The sequence below is a fragment of the Nocardioides sp. F233 genome, assembly GCF_057813895.1.
Window position 1 is genome coordinate 120519 of the sequence record NZ_JBVASH010000002.1, and the last position, 21493, is coordinate 142011.

Annotated in this window: 23 protein-coding genes and 2 tRNA genes; 15 read left to right on the forward strand and 10 right to left on the reverse strand. The window is 72.7% G+C overall.

Annotated elements, in window-relative coordinates:
* Positions 1–28: 28 nt before the first annotated feature.
* Genes ACZYRU_RS06985 through rdgB form a run of 3 tightly spaced genes read left to right on the forward strand, consistent with a single transcriptional unit; the run spans position 29 to position 2115 of the window.
* Positions 29–787: an SGNH/GDSL hydrolase family protein gene (locus ACZYRU_RS06985; protein WP_488956364.1), complete on the forward strand. Its 759-nt coding sequence runs from the start codon at positions 29–31 to the stop codon at positions 785–787.
* A gap of 21 nt (positions 788–808) precedes the next feature.
* Positions 809–1516, forward strand: coding sequence for a ribonuclease PH (gene rph, locus ACZYRU_RS06990; protein ID WP_488956365.1), 708 nt, complete (start codon positions 809–811; stop codon positions 1514–1516).
* On the forward strand, positions 1513–2115 hold the full coding sequence (rdgB, locus tag ACZYRU_RS06995) for an RdgB/HAM1 family non-canonical purine NTP pyrophosphatase (protein WP_488956366.1): 603 nt from the start codon (positions 1513–1515) through the stop codon (positions 2113–2115). Before rph ends, rdgB begins: the two co-directional genes overlap by 4 nt.
* 4 nt (positions 2116–2119) lie before the next feature.
* On the opposite strand, the gene ACZYRU_RS07000 is transcribed toward rdgB, so the two are convergent.
* Positions 2120–2201, reverse strand: a tRNA-Leu gene (locus ACZYRU_RS07000).
* A 29-nt stretch (positions 2202–2230) separates the two neighbouring features.
* On the opposite strand from ACZYRU_RS07000, the gene ACZYRU_RS07005 reads away from it, so the two are divergent.
* Positions 2231–3457 carry an amidohydrolase gene (locus ACZYRU_RS07005; protein ID WP_488956367.1) on the forward strand — a complete coding sequence of 409 codons (1227 nt, stop codon included), beginning with the start codon at positions 2231–2233 and terminating at the stop codon, positions 3455–3457.
* Here the strand turns inward: ACZYRU_RS07005 and ACZYRU_RS07010 are convergent.
* Genes ACZYRU_RS07010 through bcp form a run of 3 tightly spaced genes read right to left on the reverse strand, consistent with a single transcriptional unit; the run spans position 3379 to position 7087 of the window.
* Complete coding sequence (locus ACZYRU_RS07010; RefSeq protein WP_488956368.1) at positions 3379–5322, reverse strand: hypothetical protein; 1944 nt, start codon at positions 5320–5322, stop codon at positions 3379–3381. The genes ACZYRU_RS07005 and ACZYRU_RS07010 overlap by 79 nt on opposite strands.
* A 13-nt stretch (positions 5323–5335) precedes the next feature.
* On the reverse strand, positions 5336–6550 hold the full coding sequence (locus ACZYRU_RS07015; protein WP_488956369.1) for a hypothetical protein: 1215 nt from the start codon (positions 6548–6550) through the stop codon (positions 5336–5338).
* Between the two features lie 42 nt (positions 6551–6592).
* The gene (gene bcp, locus ACZYRU_RS07020; RefSeq protein WP_488956370.1) at positions 6593–7087 is read right to left on the reverse strand and encodes a thioredoxin-dependent thiol peroxidase; all 495 of its coding nucleotides are present in this window, start codon (positions 7085–7087) and stop codon (positions 6593–6595) included.
* A 121-nt stretch (positions 7088–7208) separates the two neighbouring features.
* Here bcp and ACZYRU_RS07025 point away from each other — a divergent pair, with 121 nt between their 5' ends.
* From ACZYRU_RS07025 to ACZYRU_RS07070, 10 genes are all read left to right on the forward strand, one after another.
* Entirely contained in the window at positions 7209–7895 is a 687-nt protein-coding gene (locus ACZYRU_RS07025; protein ID WP_488956371.1) for an energy-coupling factor ABC transporter permease, read from the forward strand.
* Complete coding sequence (locus ACZYRU_RS07030) at positions 7892–8209, forward strand: PDGLE domain-containing protein (protein ID WP_488956372.1); 318 nt, start codon at positions 7892–7894, stop codon at positions 8207–8209. Before ACZYRU_RS07025 ends, ACZYRU_RS07030 begins: the two co-directional genes overlap by 4 nt.
* Positions 8210–8225: 16 nt before the next feature.
* On the forward strand, positions 8226–8915 hold the full coding sequence (gene cbiQ / locus ACZYRU_RS07035; protein WP_488956373.1) for a cobalt ECF transporter T component CbiQ: 690 nt from the start codon (positions 8226–8228) through the stop codon (positions 8913–8915).
* Entirely contained in the window at positions 8912–9682 is a 771-nt protein-coding gene (locus ACZYRU_RS07040) for an energy-coupling factor ABC transporter ATP-binding protein (RefSeq protein ID WP_488956374.1), read from the forward strand. The genes cbiQ and ACZYRU_RS07040 overlap by 4 nt, the downstream gene beginning before the upstream one ends.
* Complete coding sequence (locus ACZYRU_RS07045) at positions 9679–9927, forward strand: DUF3618 domain-containing protein (protein WP_488956375.1); 249 nt, start codon at positions 9679–9681, stop codon at positions 9925–9927. Before ACZYRU_RS07040 ends, ACZYRU_RS07045 begins: the two co-directional genes overlap by 4 nt.
* 49 nt (positions 9928–9976) lie before the next feature.
* Positions 9977–10276 (forward strand): GroES family chaperonin, encoded by a 300-nt coding sequence (locus ACZYRU_RS07050; RefSeq protein WP_488957187.1) that lies wholly within the window; start codon positions 9977–9979, stop codon positions 10274–10276.
* Positions 10277–10327: 51 nt separating this feature from the next.
* Complete coding sequence (locus ACZYRU_RS07055; protein WP_488956376.1) at positions 10328–12766, forward strand: penicillin acylase family protein; 2439 nt, start codon at positions 10328–10330, stop codon at positions 12764–12766.
* Positions 12767–12790: 24 nt separating this feature from the next.
* Positions 12791–13570, forward strand: coding sequence for a crotonase/enoyl-CoA hydratase family protein (locus ACZYRU_RS07060; RefSeq protein WP_488956377.1), 780 nt, complete (start codon positions 12791–12793; stop codon positions 13568–13570).
* Positions 13571–13636: 66 nt separating this feature from the next.
* On the forward strand, positions 13637–14533 hold the full coding sequence (locus ACZYRU_RS07065; RefSeq protein WP_488956378.1) for a WYL domain-containing protein: 897 nt from the start codon (positions 13637–13639) through the stop codon (positions 14531–14533).
* On the forward strand, positions 14530–15546 hold the full coding sequence (locus tag ACZYRU_RS07070; RefSeq protein WP_488956379.1) for a helix-turn-helix transcriptional regulator: 1017 nt from the start codon (positions 14530–14532) through the stop codon (positions 15544–15546). Before ACZYRU_RS07065 ends, ACZYRU_RS07070 begins: the two co-directional genes overlap by 4 nt.
* A 251-nt stretch (positions 15547–15797) precedes the next feature.
* Here the strand turns inward: ACZYRU_RS07070 and ACZYRU_RS07075 are convergent, their stop codons facing one another.
* On the reverse strand, positions 15798–16223 hold the full coding sequence (locus ACZYRU_RS07075; RefSeq protein WP_488956380.1) for an SRPBCC domain-containing protein: 426 nt from the start codon (positions 16221–16223) through the stop codon (positions 15798–15800).
* Between the two features lie 126 nt (positions 16224–16349).
* Between ACZYRU_RS07075 and ACZYRU_RS07080 the strand changes: the two genes are divergently transcribed.
* Positions 16350–16517, forward strand: a complete 168-nt coding sequence (locus tag ACZYRU_RS07080) for a hypothetical protein (RefSeq protein ID WP_488956381.1) — start codon at positions 16350–16352, stop codon at positions 16515–16517.
* Positions 16518–16519: 2 nt separating this feature from the next.
* On the opposite strand, the gene ACZYRU_RS07085 is transcribed toward ACZYRU_RS07080, so the two are convergent.
* From ACZYRU_RS07085 to ACZYRU_RS07105, 5 genes are all read right to left on the reverse strand, one after another.
* Positions 16520–17230, reverse strand: coding sequence for a GAF and ANTAR domain-containing protein (locus ACZYRU_RS07085; protein WP_488956382.1), 711 nt, complete (start codon positions 17228–17230; stop codon positions 16520–16522).
* A 58-nt stretch (positions 17231–17288) separates the two neighbouring features.
* Complete coding sequence (locus ACZYRU_RS07090) at positions 17289–18713, reverse strand: serine/threonine-protein kinase (protein ID WP_488956383.1); 1425 nt, start codon at positions 18711–18713, stop codon at positions 17289–17291.
* A gap of 44 nt (positions 18714–18757) precedes the next feature.
* Positions 18758–19624 (reverse strand): glycerophosphodiester phosphodiesterase, encoded by an 867-nt coding sequence (locus ACZYRU_RS07095; RefSeq protein ID WP_488956384.1) that lies wholly within the window; start codon positions 19622–19624, stop codon positions 18758–18760.
* 81 nt (positions 19625–19705) lie between these two features.
* A tRNA-Lys gene (locus ACZYRU_RS07100) sits at positions 19706–19778 on the reverse strand.
* Positions 19779–19842: 64 nt separating this feature from the next.
* Positions 19843–21426 (reverse strand): phytoene desaturase family protein, encoded by a 1584-nt coding sequence (locus ACZYRU_RS07105; RefSeq protein WP_488956385.1) that lies wholly within the window; start codon positions 21424–21426, stop codon positions 19843–19845.
* Positions 21427–21493 lie beyond the last annotated feature (67 nt).

A 21493-nucleotide genomic window follows, 5' to 3' on the forward strand; every position in this document is an offset into this window, starting at 1 on the left:
CGTAGCGGGCTCCGCCACGGTTGTCCTCGTGGGCAACGGATACCTCCGCTTCGCCGCTCTCGGCGACAGCACCACCGTCGGCCTCGGCGACCCGCTCCCGGGCGGCGGCTGGCGGGGCTGGGCCCGGCTGCTGGTCGAGTCGCTGCAGGCGTCGTACGACGTCTCGTTCTGCAACGTCGCTCTCTCGGGGGCGACGGCTGCGGTCGTCCGGGAGCAGCAGCTCGACCAGGCGCTCGCGCACCGGCCCGACCTGGCCTCGCTGCTCGTCGGGGTCAACGACACGCTCCGCTCCACCTGGGATCCCGACCGGCTGCACGCCGACCTGACCCACATCGCCGGGGCGCTGGTCGACGGTGGCGCGACCCTGATGACCGTGCGCTGGCACGACCACGCCGCCCTGCTCGGGCTGCCCCGCCTGCTGGTGCGGCCGATGGCGGAGCGGATCACGCTCGTCAACGAGGTGTACGACGACCTGCACGCGACGTACGGCGGCCTCCGGCTCGACCTCGCCCTGATGCCCGAGGTGCTCGACCGCACCTGCTGGTCCATCGACCGCTTCCACCCCAGCGAGCTCGGCCACCGTGCTCTCGCCCGGGCCTGGGCCGAGCGGCTGCACACCGCGGGTCTCGAGTTCCCGCTGCCGGGCCTGGAGCCGGGCGGCGGTTGCGAGCCGAGCTGGCGTCGCGACGTGGCGTGGATGCTCACCGAGGGGGCGCCGTGGTTCGGTCGCCGGGCCCGCGACCTCGGTCCGTGGGCGGTCCGCCGGGCCCTCACGGTCGCCCGCTAGGAGGTCGGTAGGTTGGACGCCATGAGCACCCGCGAGGACGGCCGCGCCGACGACGAGCTGCGCCAGATCAAGATCACCCGCAACTGGCTCGACCACCCCGCCGGCTCGGTGCTGGTCGAGTTCGGCAGGACCCGCGTGCTGTGCGCGGCCTCCGCGTCCGAGGGCGTGCCGCGCTGGCGCAAGGGCTCGGGCCTCGGCTGGGTCACGGCCGAGTACGCCATGCTCCCCGCCTCCACCAACACCCGCTCCGACCGTGAGTCGGTCAAGGGCCGGATCGGTGGCCGTACCCACGAGATCAGCCGCCTGATCGGCCGCTCGCTGCGTGCCGTGATCGACTACAAGGCGCTCGGCGAGAACACCATCCAGCTCGACTGCGACGTCCTCCAGGCCGACGGCGGCACCCGCACCGCCGCCATCACCGGTGCGTACGTCGCCCTCGCCGACGCCTGCGCGAAGCTGCGGGTCCCCAAGGCGCTCACCGGATCGGTGGCCGCCGTCAGCGTCGGCATCATCGACGGTGTGCCGCGCCTCGACCTGCCGTACGTCGAGGACGTGCGCGCCGAGACCGACATGAACGTCGTGATGACCGGCGACGGCAAGTTCGTCGAGGTCCAGGGCACCGCCGAGGGCGCCGCCTTCGACCGCGCCGAGCTGGACGCGCTGCTCGCGCTCGCCGAGAAGGGCTGCGCCGACCTCACCCGGCTGCAGCACGAGGCCCTGGGGTCGTGAAGGTCCTCGTCGCCTCCCGCAACCCCAAGAAGCTCGAGGAGATGCGCCGCATCCTCGCCGAGCACATGGGTGCCGTCGAGGTCGTCGGCCTCGACGACGTCACCTGCTTCGACGAGCCGGTCGAGGACCAGCCGACCTTCGAGGGCAACGCGCTGCTCAAGGCCCGCGCCGGCGTCGCCGCCACCGGCCTGCCCACCCTCGCCGACGACTCCGGCCTCTGCGTCGACGCCCTCAACGGCATGCCGGGCGTGCTGTCCGCCCGCTGGTCCGGCCCGCCCAAGAGCGACGAGCGCAACAACGAGCTCCTCCTCGCCCAGCTGCACGACGTACCCGACGAGCGTCGTACGGCGCACTTCGCGTGCGCCGTCGCCGTCGCCCACCCCGACGGCCGCGAGCTGGTCGTCGAGGGCCGGATGGACGGCCACGTGATCCGCGAGGTCCGCGGCGCAGGCGGCTTCGGCTACGACGTCCTGTTCGTCGCCGCTGACCGCCCCGGTGTGACCACCGCCGAGCTGCCCCGCGAGGACAAGGACGCCATCTCGCACCGCGGCAAGGCGCTGCGCGAGGTCGCGCCGCTCGTGGCGCAGCTGCTGCGCTGATCGGTGCCGAAGGCGGGACTCGAACCCGCACACCCGAAGGCACAGGTACCTAAAACCTGCGTGTCTGCCAGTTCCACCACTCCGGCGTGAGCGGGACGAGTCTAGGGTGCTGAACATGCCCATCGAGCTCGACGCCCTCATCGCGACCTACGAGGACCTGCACCGCCACCCGGAGCTCGGTCGGCAGGAGCACCGCACGGCCGGCATCGTGGCCGAGCAGCTGCGCGCCCTCGGGTACGACGTCACGACCGGCGTCGGCGGCACCGGTGTCGTCGGCGTGCTCGATCGGGGCCAGGGGAGCACGGTGCTGCTGCGCGCCGACATGGACGCCCTGCCGGTGCTCGAGGCGACCGGCCTGCCGTACGCCAGCACGGCGACCGCGACCAACGCCGACGGCGAGACCGTGCCCGTGATGCATGCCTGCGGGCACGACGTCCACACGACCTGCCTGCTCGGGGCCGCGGCCGAGCTGGCCGACGACGACGGCTGGCAGGGCCGGCTGCTGCTGGTCTTCCAGCCCGACGAGGAGGGCGGGGGCGGGGCGCAGGCCATGGTCGACGACGGTCTGTTCGAGCGGTTCGGTACGCCGGACGTGGTGCTCGGGCAGCACGTGGCGCCCGTGCCGGTGGGCGTGCTCGGCGTCCGCTCGGGTGCGGCGTTCGCGGCGTCCGACTCCCTGCGGATCACGCTGCACGGCTCCGGTGGTCACGGCTCGCGGCCCGAGGCCACGGTCGACCCGGTGGTGATGGGTGCGTCGCTCGTGCAGCGGCTGCAGACGGTGGTGTCCCGCGAGGTCGCAGCCACCGACACCGTCGTGGTGACCGTGGGCTCCTTCCACGCGGGCGTCGCGCCGAACGTCATCCCCGACAACGCGGTGCTCGGACTGAGCATCCGGACCACCGACGAGCGCGTCAGGGCGAGTGTGCTGGGCGCGGTCGAGCGGATGGTCCGGGCCGAGGCGCTTGCCGCCGGTGCGCCCACGGACCCCGAGATCGAGGTGCGCGACTCCTTCCCGCCGGTCGTCAACGACGCAGCGGCCTGCGAGCAGGTCCGGGAGGCTTTCACCGCTGCGGCCCGCTGGATCGTCGTCGACCCCGGCCCGGTCACCGGCAGCGAGGACGTCGGGGTCCTGGCCGACGCCGCCGGTGCACCGTGCGCCTACTGGCTGCTCGGTGGTGCCGACCCGGAGCTGTTCGCGGGCGCCACGACCATCGAGGAGATCCGCAACGTCGTCGCGGACCTGCCCTCGAACCACTCGCCGCGCTACGCCCCGCTCGCCGGCCCGACGCTGGAGTCCGGCGTGGCCGCGCTGGTGACCGCCGCGCGCGCCTGGCTCGCCTGAGCCTCCTCGGAGCGCGTCACGGCGGTCGCGTAGGCGTAGACGCACATCAGCGCGACGAACGGCCAGACCGCGCCGAGCACCACCGACGGCACCGTGTTGAGCACGACGAACGGCACCGGCACCACCACGAACAGCAGGGCTGCGACGACCGCGCCGATCGTCGTGAGCAGCAGCAGCCCGAGCGCCAGCACCGGCACCAGCGTGCCGAACGAGTGCCGGATCAGCCGGATGCTCCGGGGCAGCCCGGCGAAGCCGCGGCGCTGCTCGAGCACCACCACCGGGACGAGCAGCACTCCCGCGGTGAGGACCACGAGCGCCAGCGGCGCGAGCACGATCGAGGTCGTGAAGCCGACGACCAGCAGGGCCGCGACGAGCACGGCGGGCAGGCCGGCCGCGAGGCGACGCAGGCTGGCGCCGTACGCCGCCCGCAGGTCCACCCGCGCCTCGGCGCCGTCGTCGTCGAGCACCTGCACCACCACGGCCAGCGCGCCTGCCGACACCGGCAGTGACAGCGCACCCAGCAGCACGGCCGCACCGCCGACCCAGCCCGGGACCGGGCTCGACACGGCAACGCCCTGGAGCACGGCTGCGAGCACGTTGAGCAGGGCCGGCGGCGCCATCGCCAGCACGAACAGGACCGGCCGCTCCCGCAGGACCTGCAGTGACGCAGCGACCACCTGGCCGCTCGATCGGCGGATCCGCAGTGGCAGCGCGGTCGTCGCCCACGACGTACGACGCACCAGCCAGCCGACCGCGAGCAGGGCGCCCACCAGCACGACCAGCCCGCGCCACGGGTCGTCGACGTACCCGCGGAACAGGTCGCTGCCCTTGCCGACCAGGTCGCAGTAGGTCTCGGCCACCGCGCTGCTGCTGGCGCCGGCGCCGGGTACCTCGATCGAGGAGTCGCGCGCCTTGGCCGACCACGAGAACGGATTCGCCCACGCCTGCTTGCGGTTCGGTCCGGTAGGTCCGGCGTAGAACCGCTTCGGCCCGACCTCGCCGTAGTGGCCCTCGTAGGTGATCCACGGGTACGCCGCCCGGGCCAGTTCCGGGTCCGAGGGGATCGAGCGCACCCCGGCCCGCACGGCGTCGTGCTCGCCGGCGGTGGTGTCGCACCCGAAGCCGGTGTTGGCGGTGTTGCCCATGAAGACGCCCGCGGAGAACTGGTTGGCGTGCGAGCCCGCCGAGACGTAGACGACCGGGTGGGTGTCGTCATCGACCTCGAGCTTGTCGTCGCCCCAGCCCGCCTTCTCGGATCCGTAGTGCTGGGAGTAGACGACCAGGTCCGGGTCGAGTCCCTCGGCCAGTGCGGTGGTGGCGTCGGGCGCCGCGAACTCGAGCTGGATCCGCTCCCAGTCGGTCTCGTGCTTGTTGTTGTAGTCGTTGAACGCGTAGAAGAAGAAGTACTGCAGTGCGAACCGGTCGGTGACGCCCTTCTGGGTCGCCACGTGGGCGTAGATCGTCGGCTTCGTGCCGCGCCACTGCCGCTCGGCCCAGCGCTCGTAGTCGCAGCCCGGCGTGAGCGGGTTGCCGGGCAGGTCGAGCTCGTAGCCGGGCAGCCCGGCCGACACGTCCTCGGCGGACGGCCCCACCTTCACCAGGTCGCGCTGGGTCCACGGGCCGCGCAGCGCGACCGTCGGGTTGTCGAAGAGCACCTCGACGGCGCTGGGGGAGTAGGGCTCGCCGGGACCGCAGGCGTGGTCCTGGCGCACCAGCATCAGGACCGGCGCGAACCTCTCGGCCAGGGCCTGCTCGGCGACGACGCCGGGATCGTCGTCGGCCCGTGCGGGTGCCGCGGCCAGCAGCAGGGCGACGAGGGGCGCGGCCAGCAGGCAGCGGAGCAGCCGCCGACCGCGCGGACTCACCTCAGTCCGTCCCTCAGTCCGTCCACTGCCAGGTGCTGAGGATGTCGTCGAACTTGGTCAGCACGTCGTCGTCGCCGTCCTTGAGCGAGACGGTGATCGAGTACGCCGTGTCGCCGCTGATGACGAGGTAGGACCGCTGGGCGACGTCGATGCCGTTCTCGTTGGTGCGGCTGATGTCGACGCCGAGGGCGGTCTGGCCACCGATGGTCGTGTCGTCGATGTCGGTGGTCGTGGCGGTGTCGTCGTCGGAGACGAGTGCGGTCTTCCAGTCGTCGGAGAGGTCGGCGGGGTCGGTGCTGCCGTACGACGACTGCGTCTCCACGATCACGTTGCCGCGCGCGGTGTTGAAGGTCGAGCCCCAGATGAAGACGCGGTCGAGGGTGCTCAGGCCGGGGTTCTGCGAGGTGAAGTCGGACGTGCCGTCGACCCAGCCGGAGGGCAGCTCGGTCTCGTAGCCGGTGCCGGTGGCCGTGTTGCCACTGCCGCTGGCGTTGTCGGTGGGCTCGTCGGTGGAGTCCGTGGCGTCGGTGGTGGCCTCGGTCGTCCTGCTCGACGGGTCGTCGGCCTTCTTGTCGCCGCCGCTGTTGGCGACCGCGATGATGCCGATGATGCCGGCGACGATGACGACCAGCGCCACGGCGATCGCGCCGACGACGAACCCGGTGCCCGACTTCTTCGGCGGCGTCGGCTGGCTCCAGGACGCCTGCGCCGGGGCGCCGTACGACGGCTGGACCGACTGGTGCGGCGGCGACATGATCGGCTGCTGCGGCACGGGTGCCGCGAAGGGCTGCTGGACCGGCGAGGTGATCGGCGAGGTGACCGGCGGCTGGCTGGGCGCGGTGCCGCCGGGGCCGTGGCTCGGCGGGGCCGCCGTACCGGCGTCGGGGTCGAGCCCGGCGACGAGCGACTCGGGGACCTTGCCGAGCGCGTAGCCGAGGACCGCGATCGCCCACTGGCAGCCGCGGACGTCCGCGCTGCCGCGGTCGCGAGCCAGGCGCTGGCCCGCAGACTCGACGGCGTCGGCCGGCCGGGCGCCGCTGTCGAGCATGGTGACCAGGCCGTCGAGGGCGCCGAGCCGGACCGCGTCGGTGAGCAGGTTGATGGTGCCGCTGGACGCCTGACCCTCGTCGAGGTAGTCGTCGAGGGAACCGCGGAACGCGGTCGCGTCGCGGAACAGCGCGGTGCCGTGGTCGCGGGCGAGCTCGGCGAGCGACTGGTGCAGCTTCATCGGGAGTCCTTCAGGTACAGGCAGGTACAGACAGGTGGTGGATCAGGCGGGCGGGACGGCGAGCCCGAGGTCACGGCGCAGCTTGGCCACGTGCCCGGTCGCCTTGACGTTGTACTGGGCGAGCTCGACGGTGCCGTCCGTGCCGATCACGAAGGTCGACCGGATCACGCCCTCGACGAGCTTGCCGTAGAGCTTCTTCTCGCCGTAGGCGCCGTAGACACGGTGCACCGCCAGCTCCGGGTCGGCGAGCAGCGTGATGGTGAGGCCGTCGCGCTCGCGGAACTTCGCCAGCTTGGTCGTGGTGTCCTTCGAGATGCCGACGACCGTGTAACCGGCCGCCTGGAGCGCGTCGAGGGAGTCGGTGAAGTCGCACGCCTGCTTGGTGCAACCGGGGGTCATCGCGGCCGGGTAGAAGTAGACGATCACCTTCTTGCCCTGCTCGAGGAGGTCGTAGAGGTCGACCTCGCCACCCTGGTCGGAGGCGAGGGAGAAGTCCGGGGCGCGGTCGCCCGCTGCCAGCCTGGCCTGGTCGCTCATGAGGTTCTCCTGACGCCGAGATGCTGTTGCAAACAGCATGCAATAAGGTGGTCCGTGCTCGTGACCATCTAACTACCCCGGTGTCGGGCGACCGAACACCGGACCGAGTGGAGGATCACCCATGCACGTCCCCGACGGCTTCCTCGACGCCCCGACCTCGGTCGCGACCGGCGTCGTCGCCGCGGCCGGTGTCGGCATCGCGCTGCGCAAGGCGCGCGCCGAGCTCGACGACCGCACCGCACCGATGGCCGGCCTCGTGGCCGCCTTCGTGTTCGCGGGCCAGATGATCAACTTCCCGGTCGGCGCCGGGACCAGCGGCCACCTCCTCGGGGGTGCCCTCGCGGCGGTCCTGGTCGGGCCGTGGACCGGAGCGCTGTGCATCAGCGTGGTGCTGCTCGTGCAGGGCCTGTTCATGGCCGACGGCGGGCTGACCGCGCTCGGCACCAACATCACCCTGATGGGCCTGGTCGGCGTCTTCGTCGGGTACGGCGTCTTCCGGCTCGCGCTCACCGTGCTGCCCCGCAAGCTCGGCTCGGTGCCGGTCGCGGCGGCCCTGGGCGCCCTGGTCTCCGTGCCGACCGCAGCCGCGGCCTTCTCCCTCCTGTTCGCGATCGGTGGCACGGCCGACATCGCCACCGGCAAGGTGTTCGCCGCCATGGTCGGCTGGCACACCGTGATCGGCATCGGCGAGGCCGTCATCACCGGCCTGGTCGTCAGCGCCGTCGTCGCCTCCCGTCCCGACCTCGTCCACGGCGCGCGTGGGCTCGCCGGCCGTCGTCCGCTGCTCGACCAGGAGGTCGCCGCATGACCCGCGTGAAGAACCGTCGCTTCCTCCTGATCGGCCTGTTCATCGCACTCCTCGTCGCAGGCGTCGGCAGCTACTACGCCAGCAGCCACCCCGACGGCCTGGAGTACGTCGCCCACCAGACCGGCTTCATCGACTCCGCGAAGCAGCCCGTCGACACCGGCAGCCCGTTCGCGGACTACGGAACCAAGGGCGTCGACAACCCGCGCCTGAGCGGCGGCATCGCCGGCGTGGCCGGCGTCGGTCTCACCCTCCTCCTCGGTGGCGGACTCTTCTGGGTGCTGCGGCGGCGCACGCCGGCCGGGCAGCAGGACTGAAGGACAGGACCGAAGGATGGGCGCGGGCCACGGCCACCGGCTGCACTTCCACGGGCACTCCGTGGTCCACCGCGCCCCGGCGCACCTCAAGATCCTGCTCCTGCTCGGCTTCGTGCTGACCGTCGTCGCCACGCCGCGCGAGTGGTACCCCGTCTTCGGCGGGTACCTCGCCCTGCTGCTCGGCGTGGTGCTGCTGGCCCGGGTGCCGCTGACCTACCTGCTGCCGCGGATGGTCGTCGAGGTGCCGTTCCTGGTCTTCGCCGCGCTGATGCCGCTGGTCGCGGAGGGCCCGCGCGTCGCCGTACCCCTCGGGGGGTGGGAGGTCTCCCTCTCCGAGTCGGGCCTGCTGGCGGCCTGGGGCCTGGTGGCCAAGGGCACGCTCGGTGTGCTGGCCTCGCTCACCCTGGCCGCGACGACCGAGCCGGCGGACGTGCTGCGCGGCCTGCAGCGGCTGCGGATGCCCGACCTGATCGTGCAGATCATGGGCTTCATGATCCGCTACCTCGACGTCGTCACCAGCGACCTCGGGCGGATGCTCACCGCAATGCGCTCGCGCGGCGTGGACCCGCGCTCGCCGCGGCACTGGCCCGCGCTGGCGCGTACGCTCGGCGCGCTGTTCGTGAGGTCCTACGAGAGGGGTGAGCGGGTGCATCTCGCGATGCTGTCCCGGGGGTACGACGGAAAGCTGCCGGAGGCTGTGCAGTGACGCCGGTCCTCGACGTCCAGCGGCTCGCGTTCGCCTACCCCGACGGCCACCAGGCCCTGTTCGGGGTCGACCTCCACGTCCACCAGGGGGAGCGGGTCGCGCTGCTCGGGCCCAACGGCGCCGGCAAGACCACGCTCGTGCTCCACCTCAACGGCATCCTGTCCGGCGAGACCGGCCACGGCGAGGGCAGCGTCGCGGTCAGCGGCCTGCCGGTCACGAAGAAGAACCTGCGCGAGATCCGGCGTCGGGTCGGCATCGTCTTCCAGGACCCCGACGACCAGCTGTTCATGGGCTCGGTGCGCGCCGACGTCGCCTTCGGCCCGGCCAACCTCGGTCTCAAGGGCGCCGCGCTCGACCAGCGGGTCATGGACGCGCTCGACCAGGTCGGGATGGCCGACTTCGCCGACCGGCCGCCCCACCACCTCTCCTTCGGCCAGCGCCGCCGGGTCGCGGTCGCGACCGTGCTGGCGATGGAGCCGGAGATCCTGGTGCTCGACGAGCCCAGCTCCAACCTCGACCCCGCCTCGCGCCGCGAGCTCGCCGACATCCTGCGCAGCCTCGACGTGACCCTGCTGATGGTCACCCACGACCTGCCGTACGCGCTCGAGCTGTGCCCCCGCTCCGTGGTGCTCAGCGACGGCCGGGTGGTGGCCGACGACCGCACCTACGACGTGCTCACCGACGAGGCCCTCATGCATGCCCACCGGCTGGAACTCCCGTGGGGATTCGATCCCCGCACGATCAGCATTGATAGCCTGCCCGGGTGAGTGAGACTCCCTCTGACATCGAGCGCGAGATCGAGGAGGCCCGTGAGCGCCTCGCGGGCACGATCGACCAGCTGCTGTACCGCTCGCACCCCAAGACCATCGTGAGCCGCGAGGTCGCCCAGGTGAAGGCGTACTACGTCGACACCGCGACAGGGGAGCCGCGCACCGACAACATCCTCAAGACGGTCGGTGGCGTCGTCGGCGTGATCGCGCTGTTCGTCGTGCTGCGCAAGATCACGCACTGATCCTGCCCCACAGGTGAGCACCCCCGTGTCCGACAAGACCCCCATCAAGATGCTGCACGACCGCATCCTGTGCGAGGCCGACACCGAGGCCGGCGAACGTCGGTCCTCCGGTGGCATCGTCATCCCCGCGACCGCTGCGATGGGCGCCCGGCGCCTGGCCTGGTCGCGCGTGGTCGCGGTCGGCCCGCACTGCCGCACGGTCGTCGCCGGCGACAAGGTCCTCTACGACCCCGAGGACAAGGCCGAGGTCGAGGTCTCCGGCGAGGTGTACGTCGTCATGCGTGAGCGCGACATCCACGCGGTCGCCGCCGAGCGGCTCGCCGACGAGGCGGCCGGCCTCTACCTGTGACCCGTCCGCCTGTGACGTAACTCACTCGGGGTGGAACGCGTTGCACCTGGCGTGCGCCCCCCACGTGTCCTGAGCCTGCTCGCCGCTGCCCTGGTCGTCCCCGCGCTCGCCGCGGCCGGCCCCGCCGACGCCGGACCGGCCCCGGGCACCGTCGCGGCTGCCGACCCGACGTACCACGCGACGATCGCGATCACCGAGCACGGCATCCCGCACATCACCGCCGACGACTGGGGCTCGCTCGGCTACGGCAGCGGGTACGCCACCGCGCGCTCCTCGATCTGCAACCTCGCCGACACGGTCCTCACCGCCCGCGGTGAGCGCTCCCGCTACCTCGGCGCGACCGGCCGCTACCTCGACGGCGTCTCGCTCGACGCGTCCAACCTGCAGGTCGACGCCTTCGTCACCGACCTCCACAACCGCAAGGTCGTCGAGGGCCTGCTCGCCTCGCCCGCCGGCCCCAGCGCCCGGGCCCGTGCGATGGTCAAGGGCTACACCGCCGGCATCAACCGCTGGCTGCGCGACAACACGATCACCGACCCGGCCTGCGCCGACGCGACCTGGCTCGCGCCCGACGCCACCGAGCTCGACCTCTGGTACGGCGTCTACATGGCCAACCTGATCGCCTCCTCGGGCAACTTCGTCAAGGAGATCGTCGAGGCCGACCCGCCGACCCTGCAGGACCCGGGCCTCCCGGACCTCGGCCTGAGGCTGCCGCTGCCGACCACCAAGGAGGAGGTGCCGGCGTACGCCGCGCAGCTCAGCGACGACCAGCGCGCGGAGCTGCTGCGCTCGCTGGGCCAGGACAGCGCGTTCGGCTCCAACGCCACCGCGATCGGCGGCGACGCGAGCTCGACCGGGCGCGGGATGCTGCTCGGCAACCCGCACTTCCCGTGGGTCGGGCGCTACAAGTTCACGCAGCAACAGCTGACGATCCCCGGCGTGTACGACGTGGCGGGTGCCTCGCTGATCGGCTCGCCGGTCGTCAACATCGGCTGGAACAAGGACGTCGCGTGGAGCCACACGGTGTCCACGGCGTACCGCTTCACGCCCTACGAGTACCTCACCGTCGGGCCCGGTCCGGTCTACCTCAGCGCCAACGGCCTGCTCCGCAAGGCCGAGCGGCGTTGGGTGGACGTGGCGGTCAAGCAGCCCGACGGCTCGGTGAAGAACGTCCGCGAGGACCTCTGGCGCACGCCGCAGGGCTACGTCATCGACAGCCCCTCGCAGTTCATGGGCTGGTCGCCGCTCAGCTTCTGGGCGATCCGCGACGCCAACGCCGAGCACCTGCGCACCATCGACACCTTCCTCGGCATGGGCGAGGCCACCAGTGCGAGCGACCTGCTGCGCCGCCAGGACGCCGGTGGCGGCATGCCGTGGGTCAACACGACCGCGGCCGACCGCAACGGCGAGGTGCTGTACGCCGACCACAGCGTGGTGCCCAACGTCAGCAACGCGATGGTCACCCGGTGCCTGACCCCGGTCGGCCTGCTGCTCAAGACCGTCGCCGGGCTGCCCGGCCTCAACGGCCTCTTCGCCGACGGTGCCTGTGCCTGGGGCGCGGACGCGGATGCCCAGCGCCCCGGGATCTTCGGGCCCGGCAACCTGCCGGCCGTCGTACGCCGGGACTGGGTGATGAACGCCAACGACTCCTACTGGACGCCCAACGACAAGGTCCGGCTCGAGGGCTACGCCAACATCATCGGCTGCGAGAGGTGCGCGCGCACGATGCGTACCCGGATGGTGCAGCAGTACGTCATCGACCGGCTCGCGGGCGGCGGCAAGGAGACGCCGGAGACGCTGCGTGGGCACGAGTACGAGAACCGGGTCCGTGCCGCCGAGGTGATGCGCCAGGACGGCAGGCTCGACCAGGTCTGCGCCCAGACCGGCGAGACCGCGGCCTGTGCCGTGCTCGCCGCCTGGGACGGGCACTCCGACATCGACTCGGTCGGCACCCACCTGTTCGAGGCCTTCGCCCAGCGTGCCCCCACCGGCGCCAACCTGTGGACGGTGCCGTTCAACGCCGCCGACCCGATCAACACGCCCCGCGGCTTGCGCACCGGGCCCGCGGTGGTCAAGGCGATGAAGGCCGCCATCGACTCGGTGCGGGCGGCCGGGGTGGCGTTCGACGCGCCCTGGGGATCGCTGCAGGTCGCGGGGGACCGCGGCGCTCCGGCGTACCCCCTCGGGGGCGGCGACGGCGACCTCGCCGGCAACGCCAACGCCGTGGCCTCGCGGCACCCGGCGGGCAACACCGACGCCTACAAGGCGGTCAGCTACGGCTCCTCGCACATCCAGGCGGTCTCCTACCTCGCCGACGGCAGTGTGGACGCCCGCACGATCCTGACCTACAGCCAGGACGAGGACCCGGCGTCGCCGTGGTCGAGCGACCAGACCGCGCTGTACTCGCAGGAGAAGTGGGTGCGCTTCGCGTGGACGCCGCAGCAGGTCGCGCAGGACCTGGTGCGGACGATCGACCTCGCGGGGTCGTGAGGCCGGGGCCCTAGGCTCGGGGCCATGTCGGTCGAGGTGGAGAAGCGCGGTCCCGTCACCGTCGTCACGCTGTCCCGGCCCGAGGTGCGCAACGCGGTCGACGCCGAGCACGCCCGGCTGCTGACCGAGGCGTTCACGGCCTTCGACGCCGACGAGAGTGCCTCGGTCGCCGTCCTGCACGGCGCCGGAGGCGTCTTCTGCGCCGGCGCCGACCTCAAGGCCGTGTCCGAGGGTCGCGTCGACGTCGGTGCGCCCGGCGACGGACCGGACGCCGGCCCGGCCGGCATGGGGCCGACCCGGATGCTGTTGTCGAAGCCGGTGATCGCCGCCGTCGAGGGGTACGCCGTCGCCGGCGGCCTCGAGCTCGCGCTGTGGTGCGACCTGCGGGTCGCCGACCCGGCCGCCGCGTTCGGCGTCTTCTGCCGCCGCTGGGGCGTGCCGCTCATCGACGGCGGCACCATCCGCCTGCCACGCCTGATCGGCCACTCCCACGCCCTCGACCTGATCCTCACCGGCCGCGAGGTCGGGGCCGAGGAGGCGCTGCGGATGGGTCTGGCCAACCGGGTCGCGGCGCCCGGCGCGGTGCTGGCGGAGGCCGTGGCCCTGGCCGAGCAGCTCGCCGGGTTCCCGCAGACCTGCCTGCGCGAGGACCGGCTGTCGTCGTACGGGCAGCACGGGCTGGACCTCGACGACGCCCTGGCCCTGGAGTGGAAACACGGACTGCGGTCGCTCGGCGCGGATACCCTCGCGGGGGCGACGCGCTTCGCCGGCGGAGCAGGCCGGCACGGCACGTTCGACGACTGACAGCGCACGACAGGGGACAGGGGGACGGCGGTGGCGAACGGCCCGGGACGGGACCAGCGCGGACCGATGGAGCGACTGGTGCGGATCGCCGCGATGCTGCAGGCGAACCCGCAGCAGGGAGTGAGCGCCGAGAAGCTCAACGCGGTGGCCGGCTTCCCGGACACCCCCGGTCACGACCAGCTGAAGCGGGAGATCCGGCACCTCGAGCACCAGGGCTGGCGGATCGAGAACATCGCTCCGCCCGGACAGCCGGCCTGGTACCGGATGACGACCGTCGACAACCGGCTGCGGGTGCGCCTCTCGCTCGGCCAGCAGGCGGCGCTGCGACGGGCCATGCTGCTCGCCGACGACGGCGACCTGGTGCAGCGGCTCGGGCTGGCCGCCGCGACCGGCGCGGGGGAGACCACGGGCGCCACGATCCAGCTCCCCGTCCCCGACTCCCTGCGGCTCGTGGTCGACGCGGTCCGCGACCAGCGACTGCTCCGGTTCGGCTACAAGGGCGTCGGGCGCGTCGTGCACCCCGAGTCGGTCCGCACCGAGAACGGCGTGTGGTACCTGCGCGGGATCGAGGACGCCGACCTGGCCGACGGTCCGCTGAAGACCTTCGTCGTCTCCCGGATGCTCGACGTCGACGTCGAGGACCCCGGCTCCGCACGGCCCGTGCCGCCGACGCGGCACGTCGAACTGCACCCGATGTCGTGGGAGATCGACCCGCCCGTCGAGGTGACGCTGCGGGCGGCGGCCGGCTTCGAGCCCGACGTACGCCGCTGGCTCGGCGAGCCGGTCGCGGTCGAGGCCGACGGCGACGACGTGCTGCTGCGCTACCGGGTCACGCACCGTGCGGCCCTGCACGCCCGCCTGGTCGAGCTCGACGACCGGGTCCGGATCGAGGGCCCGGCCCAGGCACGGAAGGACCTGGTCGCCTTCCTGGAGGCCGCCCGCGGCGAGGAGGTCCCGGCATGAGCAACGTCCCGAAGTACGTCAGCAGGATCGCCCGGCTGCCCGAGGTGTTCGCGCGGCTCGCCGCCCACCCCGACGGGCTCTCGCTGCCCGACCTGGCGGCCGGGTTCGACACCACCGAGGCCGAGCTCCGCGAGGACCTGCTGGCCTTCTACACCGCCGACGTGGGCGGCGTGTGGGGGCTCTCGCGGCCCGAGGTGCTGGAGTTCCTCGGCTCCGACGGCGTCACCGAGGACCCCGGCACGGCCGACGTCGTCCGGCTGGTCTCGGAGAGCCCGATCGACCTCGGTGTCGAGTACGTCGACGCCGGCGAGCTCGGCCGGGTCCACGCCGCCGCGCAGGCGCTGCTCGACATCGAGCCCGACAACGCAGACCTCGCCGAGGCCCTCGACGTGCTCGCGAAGACCATGTTCGGCGAGGGCGCCGGTGAGGCTGCCGCCGTGGTGGCCGGTGAGGAGGACGGCGAGGCATCGCGCGTCGCTGCCTGGAACCGGCTGCTCCCGGACCTGCGCCACGCCCAGGACGAGCAGCGGGCCGTGCGGATCGTCTACTCCCGGGCCTGGGAGCCGGGCGTCACCGAGCGCGAGATCGAGCCGTACCGCCTGGTGCAGACCCGCCGGGGCTGGGAGGTCGACGCTGGCCCGGTCGACGACCAGGGCCGGATCCGCACCTACCTGCTCTCCAACATCCGCTCGGTCGACGTGCTCGACCGGACCTTCGTCGTACCCGACGACCTCGCCGACCACCTGCTCCGCCAGCGCGCCACCACCCGGGTCCGGGTGCTGCTGCCCCAGCAGGCGCGTTGGGTCGCGGACTTCTACGCCGAGCAGGTCACCTTCGTCGAGGACGACGAGCGTGACGTCGTCGTCGACCTCGACCTGCTCCCGCCCGTGGAGGACCGCGTCGGCCGGCTGCTGCTCACCGCCGGCCCGGCGGCCACCGTCCTCGACCCTCCCGCCCTCGACACCGCCGGTGTGGTGCTCGCGGAGGAGCTCCTGCTCCACCACACGAAGTAGCGCTCGCGCCCTTGTAACTAAGTGTTACAGCACGCAAATGGGGGCCACAGCACCGAGGTAGTGACCACAGCACCGAGGTAGTGACCACAGCACCGAGGTAGGCACCACAGCACCGTGGAGGTTGGCGGTACGGCCTCGACCGAGCCTTCGTGAGCGGGTGGGCGCATCTACCGCCGCGTTCTTGCCACTACCTCGGCGCTGTGGCACCCGATCAGGCGACGTAACACTTAGTTACAAGCATCGGCGGACGCTCAGCCGCGCTCGACGTGCTCCTTGAGCTGGCGCAGCACGTTCGTCCAGTTCTCCCGTGACGGCGCCTCCTGCTCGCCCTCGGTGAGGGACTGCTCGACCGTCACCTCGGTGTGATCGCCCTCGCCCCGCAGCGTCCAAGTGACGTGGTGGTAGCTCGCGGGGCGGTCCGGCTTGCCGGTGAGCGGGCTGAAGTGGGTGACGACGAGTCGCTGCCCGGGCTCGACCTCGAGCACCTCGCCCTTGTCCTCGAACGGGCGGCCGTCGTACTCCCCGCGCCAGGTGATCGGGGAGCCCGGCTCCCAGGTGGTGTCGACCTCGGCGTCGAACAGGTAGGCGCGGATCTGCTCGGGCTCGGTGAGCGCCAGCCAGACCTGGGCGGGCGATGCGGAGACCTGGACGTGGGCGGTGGCAGTCGTGGTGTCCATGGGCCAGCGTTACCCGTCGCGCGGTGGGGCATCCGGCCCCGACCGTGGTGCCGGTAGCGTGGGCGTCGCAGCTCAGGACGCGGGCTGGCCCGGGGTCGTGCGGACCCCGCTACAGCAGGAGCCCCCATGTCCGAGCAGGTCCTCGTCCAGGTGAGCGTCGACAGCCCACCCGTTCCCGCGTTGGTGCTCAAGTGGGACAGCCAGCGGCTCAAGGCGCTGGTCACCTACGAGTCCGACGGTCACGTCCTGACCCAGTGGCTCACCGCTGAGCAGGTCGTGGTGCGGGAGGCGTGAGGTCACCCGCCCTCGGGTCCAGGTACGGCGAACTCGTCGTTCGCCGCGTCGACGATGCCCTGGGCGATCGTGCGGAGCTTGACGTTGCCGGTGCTGCTGGCGCGCACGAGGAACTGGAAGGCACGGTCCTCGGGGATCCGGTAGCGCTCCATGATGATGCCGATCGCTGTCCCGATCGACTGGCGGGTCGTCACCGACTCGTTGAGCTGGTGCTCGTGCCGGGCCCGGCCGAGTGCGATCGAGGCGTGCGCGGCGAACAGCTCGGCGAGCTGGATCGCGTCGGGGTCGATGCCCGGGTTCACGGAGTAGAAGTTCAGGCCACCGAGCGTGCTCTCGTCGTTGTAGAGCTGCAGCCCCATCTGCGCCCTCAGTCCGAACCGGGCCGCCTCCTCGACGTACCGCGGCCAGCGTTGCTCGGTCGCGATGTCGTCCATCGTCGTGACGCCACCGGAGGTGATCGCGTCGTAGCAGGGGCCCTCGCCGAGCTTGTACTGCAGCTCGTCGATGTCCCACACCAGCCGACCGGTCCCGGCTCGGGTCTCGATCCGGCCGCTGCCGTGGGTGATCGAGATGCCGACGTGCTCGAAGCCGGGCACCGTCTGCTGGGCGGCACGCACGATGGCGTCGAGCGTGTCGTCGAGCGAGCGGTGGCTGTTGATGGAACGGGCGGCGTCGGTCAGTGCGGACGCGACGCTGGTGCTGTCGTGGAGCACGGGTGCCTCCTGGGGATCGGGCCCGGAGGTACCCGGCCCCCGCCAGGTCAACCCCGCGTCAGGAGGTGAGCCGGGCCAGGCAGGCGAACCAGCGCTGGCCCTGCAGGAGCGCCGTGCTGCTCGGCGGCAGCACGAACACGTCGTAGCTGCCCTTGGGGCGGGTGCCGCCGGTGTCGGCGTCGTACGCGCGCAGCGTGTCGGCGGTGCACGTGTCCTGGGCCGTGCTGTCGGCGTCGAGGGCGTCGGTCGTGACGTCGGTGGTCGACGAGGCGAGCTCGCCGACGGCGAAGGTGAACCAGTTGTCGTCGGCGCACGCGCCCTTCGTGGCGCTCAGGGCCTGGCCGAGCTGCTGGACGCCGCTGTAGCAGGACCCGAGCTCCGGGGCGCCGGTCAGCGGGTCGACCTGGGGATCTTCGGTGACGCCCTTCGCCTCGGGGTGATCCGCGGCTGCTGCCGGCTCGACGGCGTCAGGGGCGAGCAGGAAGCCGCCGAGGCCGCCGATCCCGAGGCCGGCCACGGCGCCTGCGAGCGCGAGCGGCCACCGGCGCCGCGCCGGACCGGACGGCGTGGACCGGGGTGCGGGCGGCGGCCGGAGCTGGGTGAAGCTGGCCTGCGGGCCACCGACGACGACCCCGCCGCTGTCCGCGGAGCCACCCGGCCGGATCGCACGGAGCGCCTCGTGCAGCTCGCGGGCGGTGGGGTACCGCTGCGCGGCGTCGTACGCCGTCGCGGTGCGGATCACCCGCATCAGCGCCTCGCTGCCGGGGACGCCCGGGTCGGGGAGCTCGGCGCTCAGGTTGGCCAGCAGCTGGTCGATCGGCACCGGACTGCCGTCGACGGACCGGCGCGGCGAAGCGCCGCAGATCATGGCGTGCAGGGTCGCGCCCATCGAGAACACGTCGGACTGCGGCGTCGGCGAGGAGAAGGAGAACGCCTCCGGTGACGCGTACGCCGGCGTGAGCGCCTCCAGGGTCACCGACGGGTCCTGCCCGGGCTGGGGGAGCGCGGCCAGCCCGAAGTCGGACAGCCGCGGCGTGCCCCAGGCGTCGATGAGGATGTTGCCGGGCTTGAGGTCGCGGTGCAGGATGCCGGCCTCGTGCGCGGCGGCGAGTGCACTGGTGACAGCGAGGCCGACCTCGATCGCCTCGTCGGGCGTCATCGGCCCGTGCTGGGAGAGGTACGACGACAGGCTGCCGTTGGTGCACAGCTCCATCACCAGGTACGGCCGGTTGTCGCGGGTCACGCCGACGTCGATGAGCGACACCACGTGCGGGTGTCCGCTGATCCGGCTCACCGCGGTCGCCTCGCGCACGAACCGCCGCCGGTTGGCGTCGTCGTCGAGGACCCGGTCGTCGATCTTCACCGCGACGTCGCGCTCGACCGCCAGCTGCCGTCCCCGCCACACCTTGGCGAAGCCGCCGCGGCCGATCTCCTCGATCAGCTCGACGCCGGGCAGGAGGAGGGCTCGCTGGGTCGGGTCCACGCCCGGAAGCGTAGGTGAAGCCGGGCGCTGCAGGGACGTCGGCCTCAGTGCGCCACGGGCTGGCGTCGGTGCCACCACCGGACCAGGCCGGCCGTGCGGTCGGTGCTGCCGCTGTCGACGCCGGCGCGCAGGTAGCGCTGCCAGTCGGCCTGCCGGTCGGTCGCCTGCCCGAGGACGAGGAGACCCGCTGCCCGCAGCTGCCGGACCAGGCGCGGCGTCACGAAACGCGGGTCGAGGGACACGCCGTCAGCGGTCCTCCTGACCTGCCGGACGCTCGGCCGGAAGCGGTGGGCGATCCACACCGTCGCGACGTCGGGCAGCGCCCTCGCGGCCCGGTGCAGCAGGCCCGGGTTGAACGAGAGCAGCCGGACGTCGTCCGGGTCAGGTGTGGCGAGCGTGTCGGGTGCATCGGGCGCAGCCACGGACTCGCGCAGGTTCCGCCAGGCCTTCCGGCTCCAACCGGGCGCCAGCTTGAGCTCGACGAGCAGGCCGACCTCGAGCCGGCGGGCCTCGGCGACGTACGCCTGCAGCGAGGGGACCTCGCTGCCGTCGCGGAGCCGGCAGGACTCCTGGATCCGGGCCAGGCTCCGGGCGCCGACCCGGCCCGTGCAGTCGGTCGTCCGGTCCAGGCGGGCGTCGTGCATGACGACCAGCCGGCCGTCCGCCGTCGGGCGTACGTCGAGCTCCACCCGGTCCGCGCCGAGGGCGGCCGCGTGGCGCAGGGCGCGCAGGCCGTTCTCGGTGCGGTGGGGACCGATCGCACCTCGGTGGGCCACCACCTCGAAGGTGCGGGCACCGGCCGGAGACGTGCCTGTCGTGCCGGGCGTCCCGTCGGCCCGGGCCGCGCTCGGGGCGGACGTGAGGACGCCGAGGCCCAGGAGGGCGGCGACGAGCAGGGAGGTGGTGCGCACGGCTCTCTCGGGTCGGTCGGGAGCGGACGGAGACGGCAACGCAGAAGGGGCCCGGTCGGTGACCGGGCCCCTTCTGTTCTGTACGCCATCAGGGACTCGAACCCCGAACCCGCTGATTAAGAGTCAGCTGCTCTGCCAATTGAGCTAATGGCGCCCTGCGCCTCAGCGCGAGATGGAACATTACCAGCGTAGTCCGATCCGGGTGAAATCGGGATGGCTCATCGCGTCGCGGCCACCGATTCGAGCACGGCCTGCGCTGCGTTGTGGCCGCCGAGGCCGGACACCGCGCCGCCCCGGCGGGCGCCCGAGCCGCACACCAGCACGCCGGGGTGCCCGGTCTGCACGCCCCACCGCTCGCCGGGCGTCTCCAGGCGCGCGCGGGCCGAGGCCCAGGGCCACTCGAGGTCGCCGTGGAAGATGTGCCCGCCGGGCATGGCGAGGTCGGCCTCGATGTCCTGCGGGATCTTGGCCTCGATGCACGGCTCGCCGTCCGGCGTACGCATCACCACGGAGTCGATCGGGTCCTCGAGCACCGCGTCCAGTGACGCGATCGCCCGCCGCAGCGCCTCCGCGCGCATGCCCTCGGGGTCCGTCGCGAACAGCCGGGCGGGTGTGTGCAGGCCGAAGTAGGTGAGGGTGTGGGTGCCGGGCGGGACGTCGCCGAGGATCGACGGGTCGGTCAGCGAGTGGCAGTAGACCTCGCCCGGCAGCGGGTCCGGCAGCTCGCCGCGCTGTGCGGCGGCCCAGGCCACCTCGAGATCGGCGGCGGTCTCGGCGAGGTGCAGGGTGCCGGCGAAGGCGACCTCCGGGTCGATGCCCGAGCGCAGCCGGGGCAGCCGCGAGAGCAGGACGTTCACCTTGAGCTGGGCGCCCTCCGGCTTGGTGGCGGGGTCCTCCTCCTCGCCGAGCAGGATCCGCAGCACCCACGGCGCCACGTTCGCCAGGACGTACGACGCCTCCGCCGTGTGCTCCGCGGCGCCGTCGTGCCAGCGCACCTCCACGGGTTCGCCCGGTCCGGCCGGGCGGATCGCGCTCACCCCCGCGCCGGTGACGATCTCCGCGCCCGCGTCGGCGGCGACCCGCGCGAGGGCGTCGGTCACCGCGCCCATCCCGCCCACGGGCACCCGCCACTCGCCGGTCCCGTTGCCGATCAGGTGGTAGAGGAAGCACCGGTTCTGGACCAGCGAACGGTCGTGCAGGGACGCGAAGGTCCCGATCAGCGCGTCGGTGCCGACGATGCCGCGCACCAGGTCGTCGCGGAAGCGTTGGCCGATCGCCAGGCCGATCGGCTGCTCGACGACGTCGCGCCAGATCTCCGGGTCGACCTGCGCACGGATCGCCGTGTCCGTGGCCAGCGGCTGGGTCAGCGTGGGGGCAACGGCCTGCGCCAGGACGGCGACGCCGTCGTAGAAGGCCCGCCAGGCGTCGTACTCGTCGTCGCTGCCGGTCAGCTCCCGGAACGACGCCCGCGTGGCCTCGCCCTCGGTCCGCTCGACGAGCAGCCCGGTGGCGCGGCCGTCGCGCACGGTCGGGGAGTACGACGCCGTCGAGCGGCTGACGAGGTCGAGGTCGAGCCCGAGGTCCGTGATCACCCGGTCGGGCAGCAGGGAGACGAGGTACGAGTAGCGCGAGAGCCGGGTCGGGAAGCCCGGGAACGCCTGCGCCGAGACGGCTGCGCCGCCGACGTGGTCGAGCCGCTCGAGCACCAGGACCGAGAGTCCGGCGCGGGCGAGATAGGCCGCCGCGGTCAGGCCGTTGTGGCCGGCCCCCACGACGACGACGTCGTACTTCCCCCGGGTCATGCGCCTCACCCTAGGGACCTCCTGGCCAATCCCGCCTGCTACGCGCCGCGATGCACGCACGCTGGCC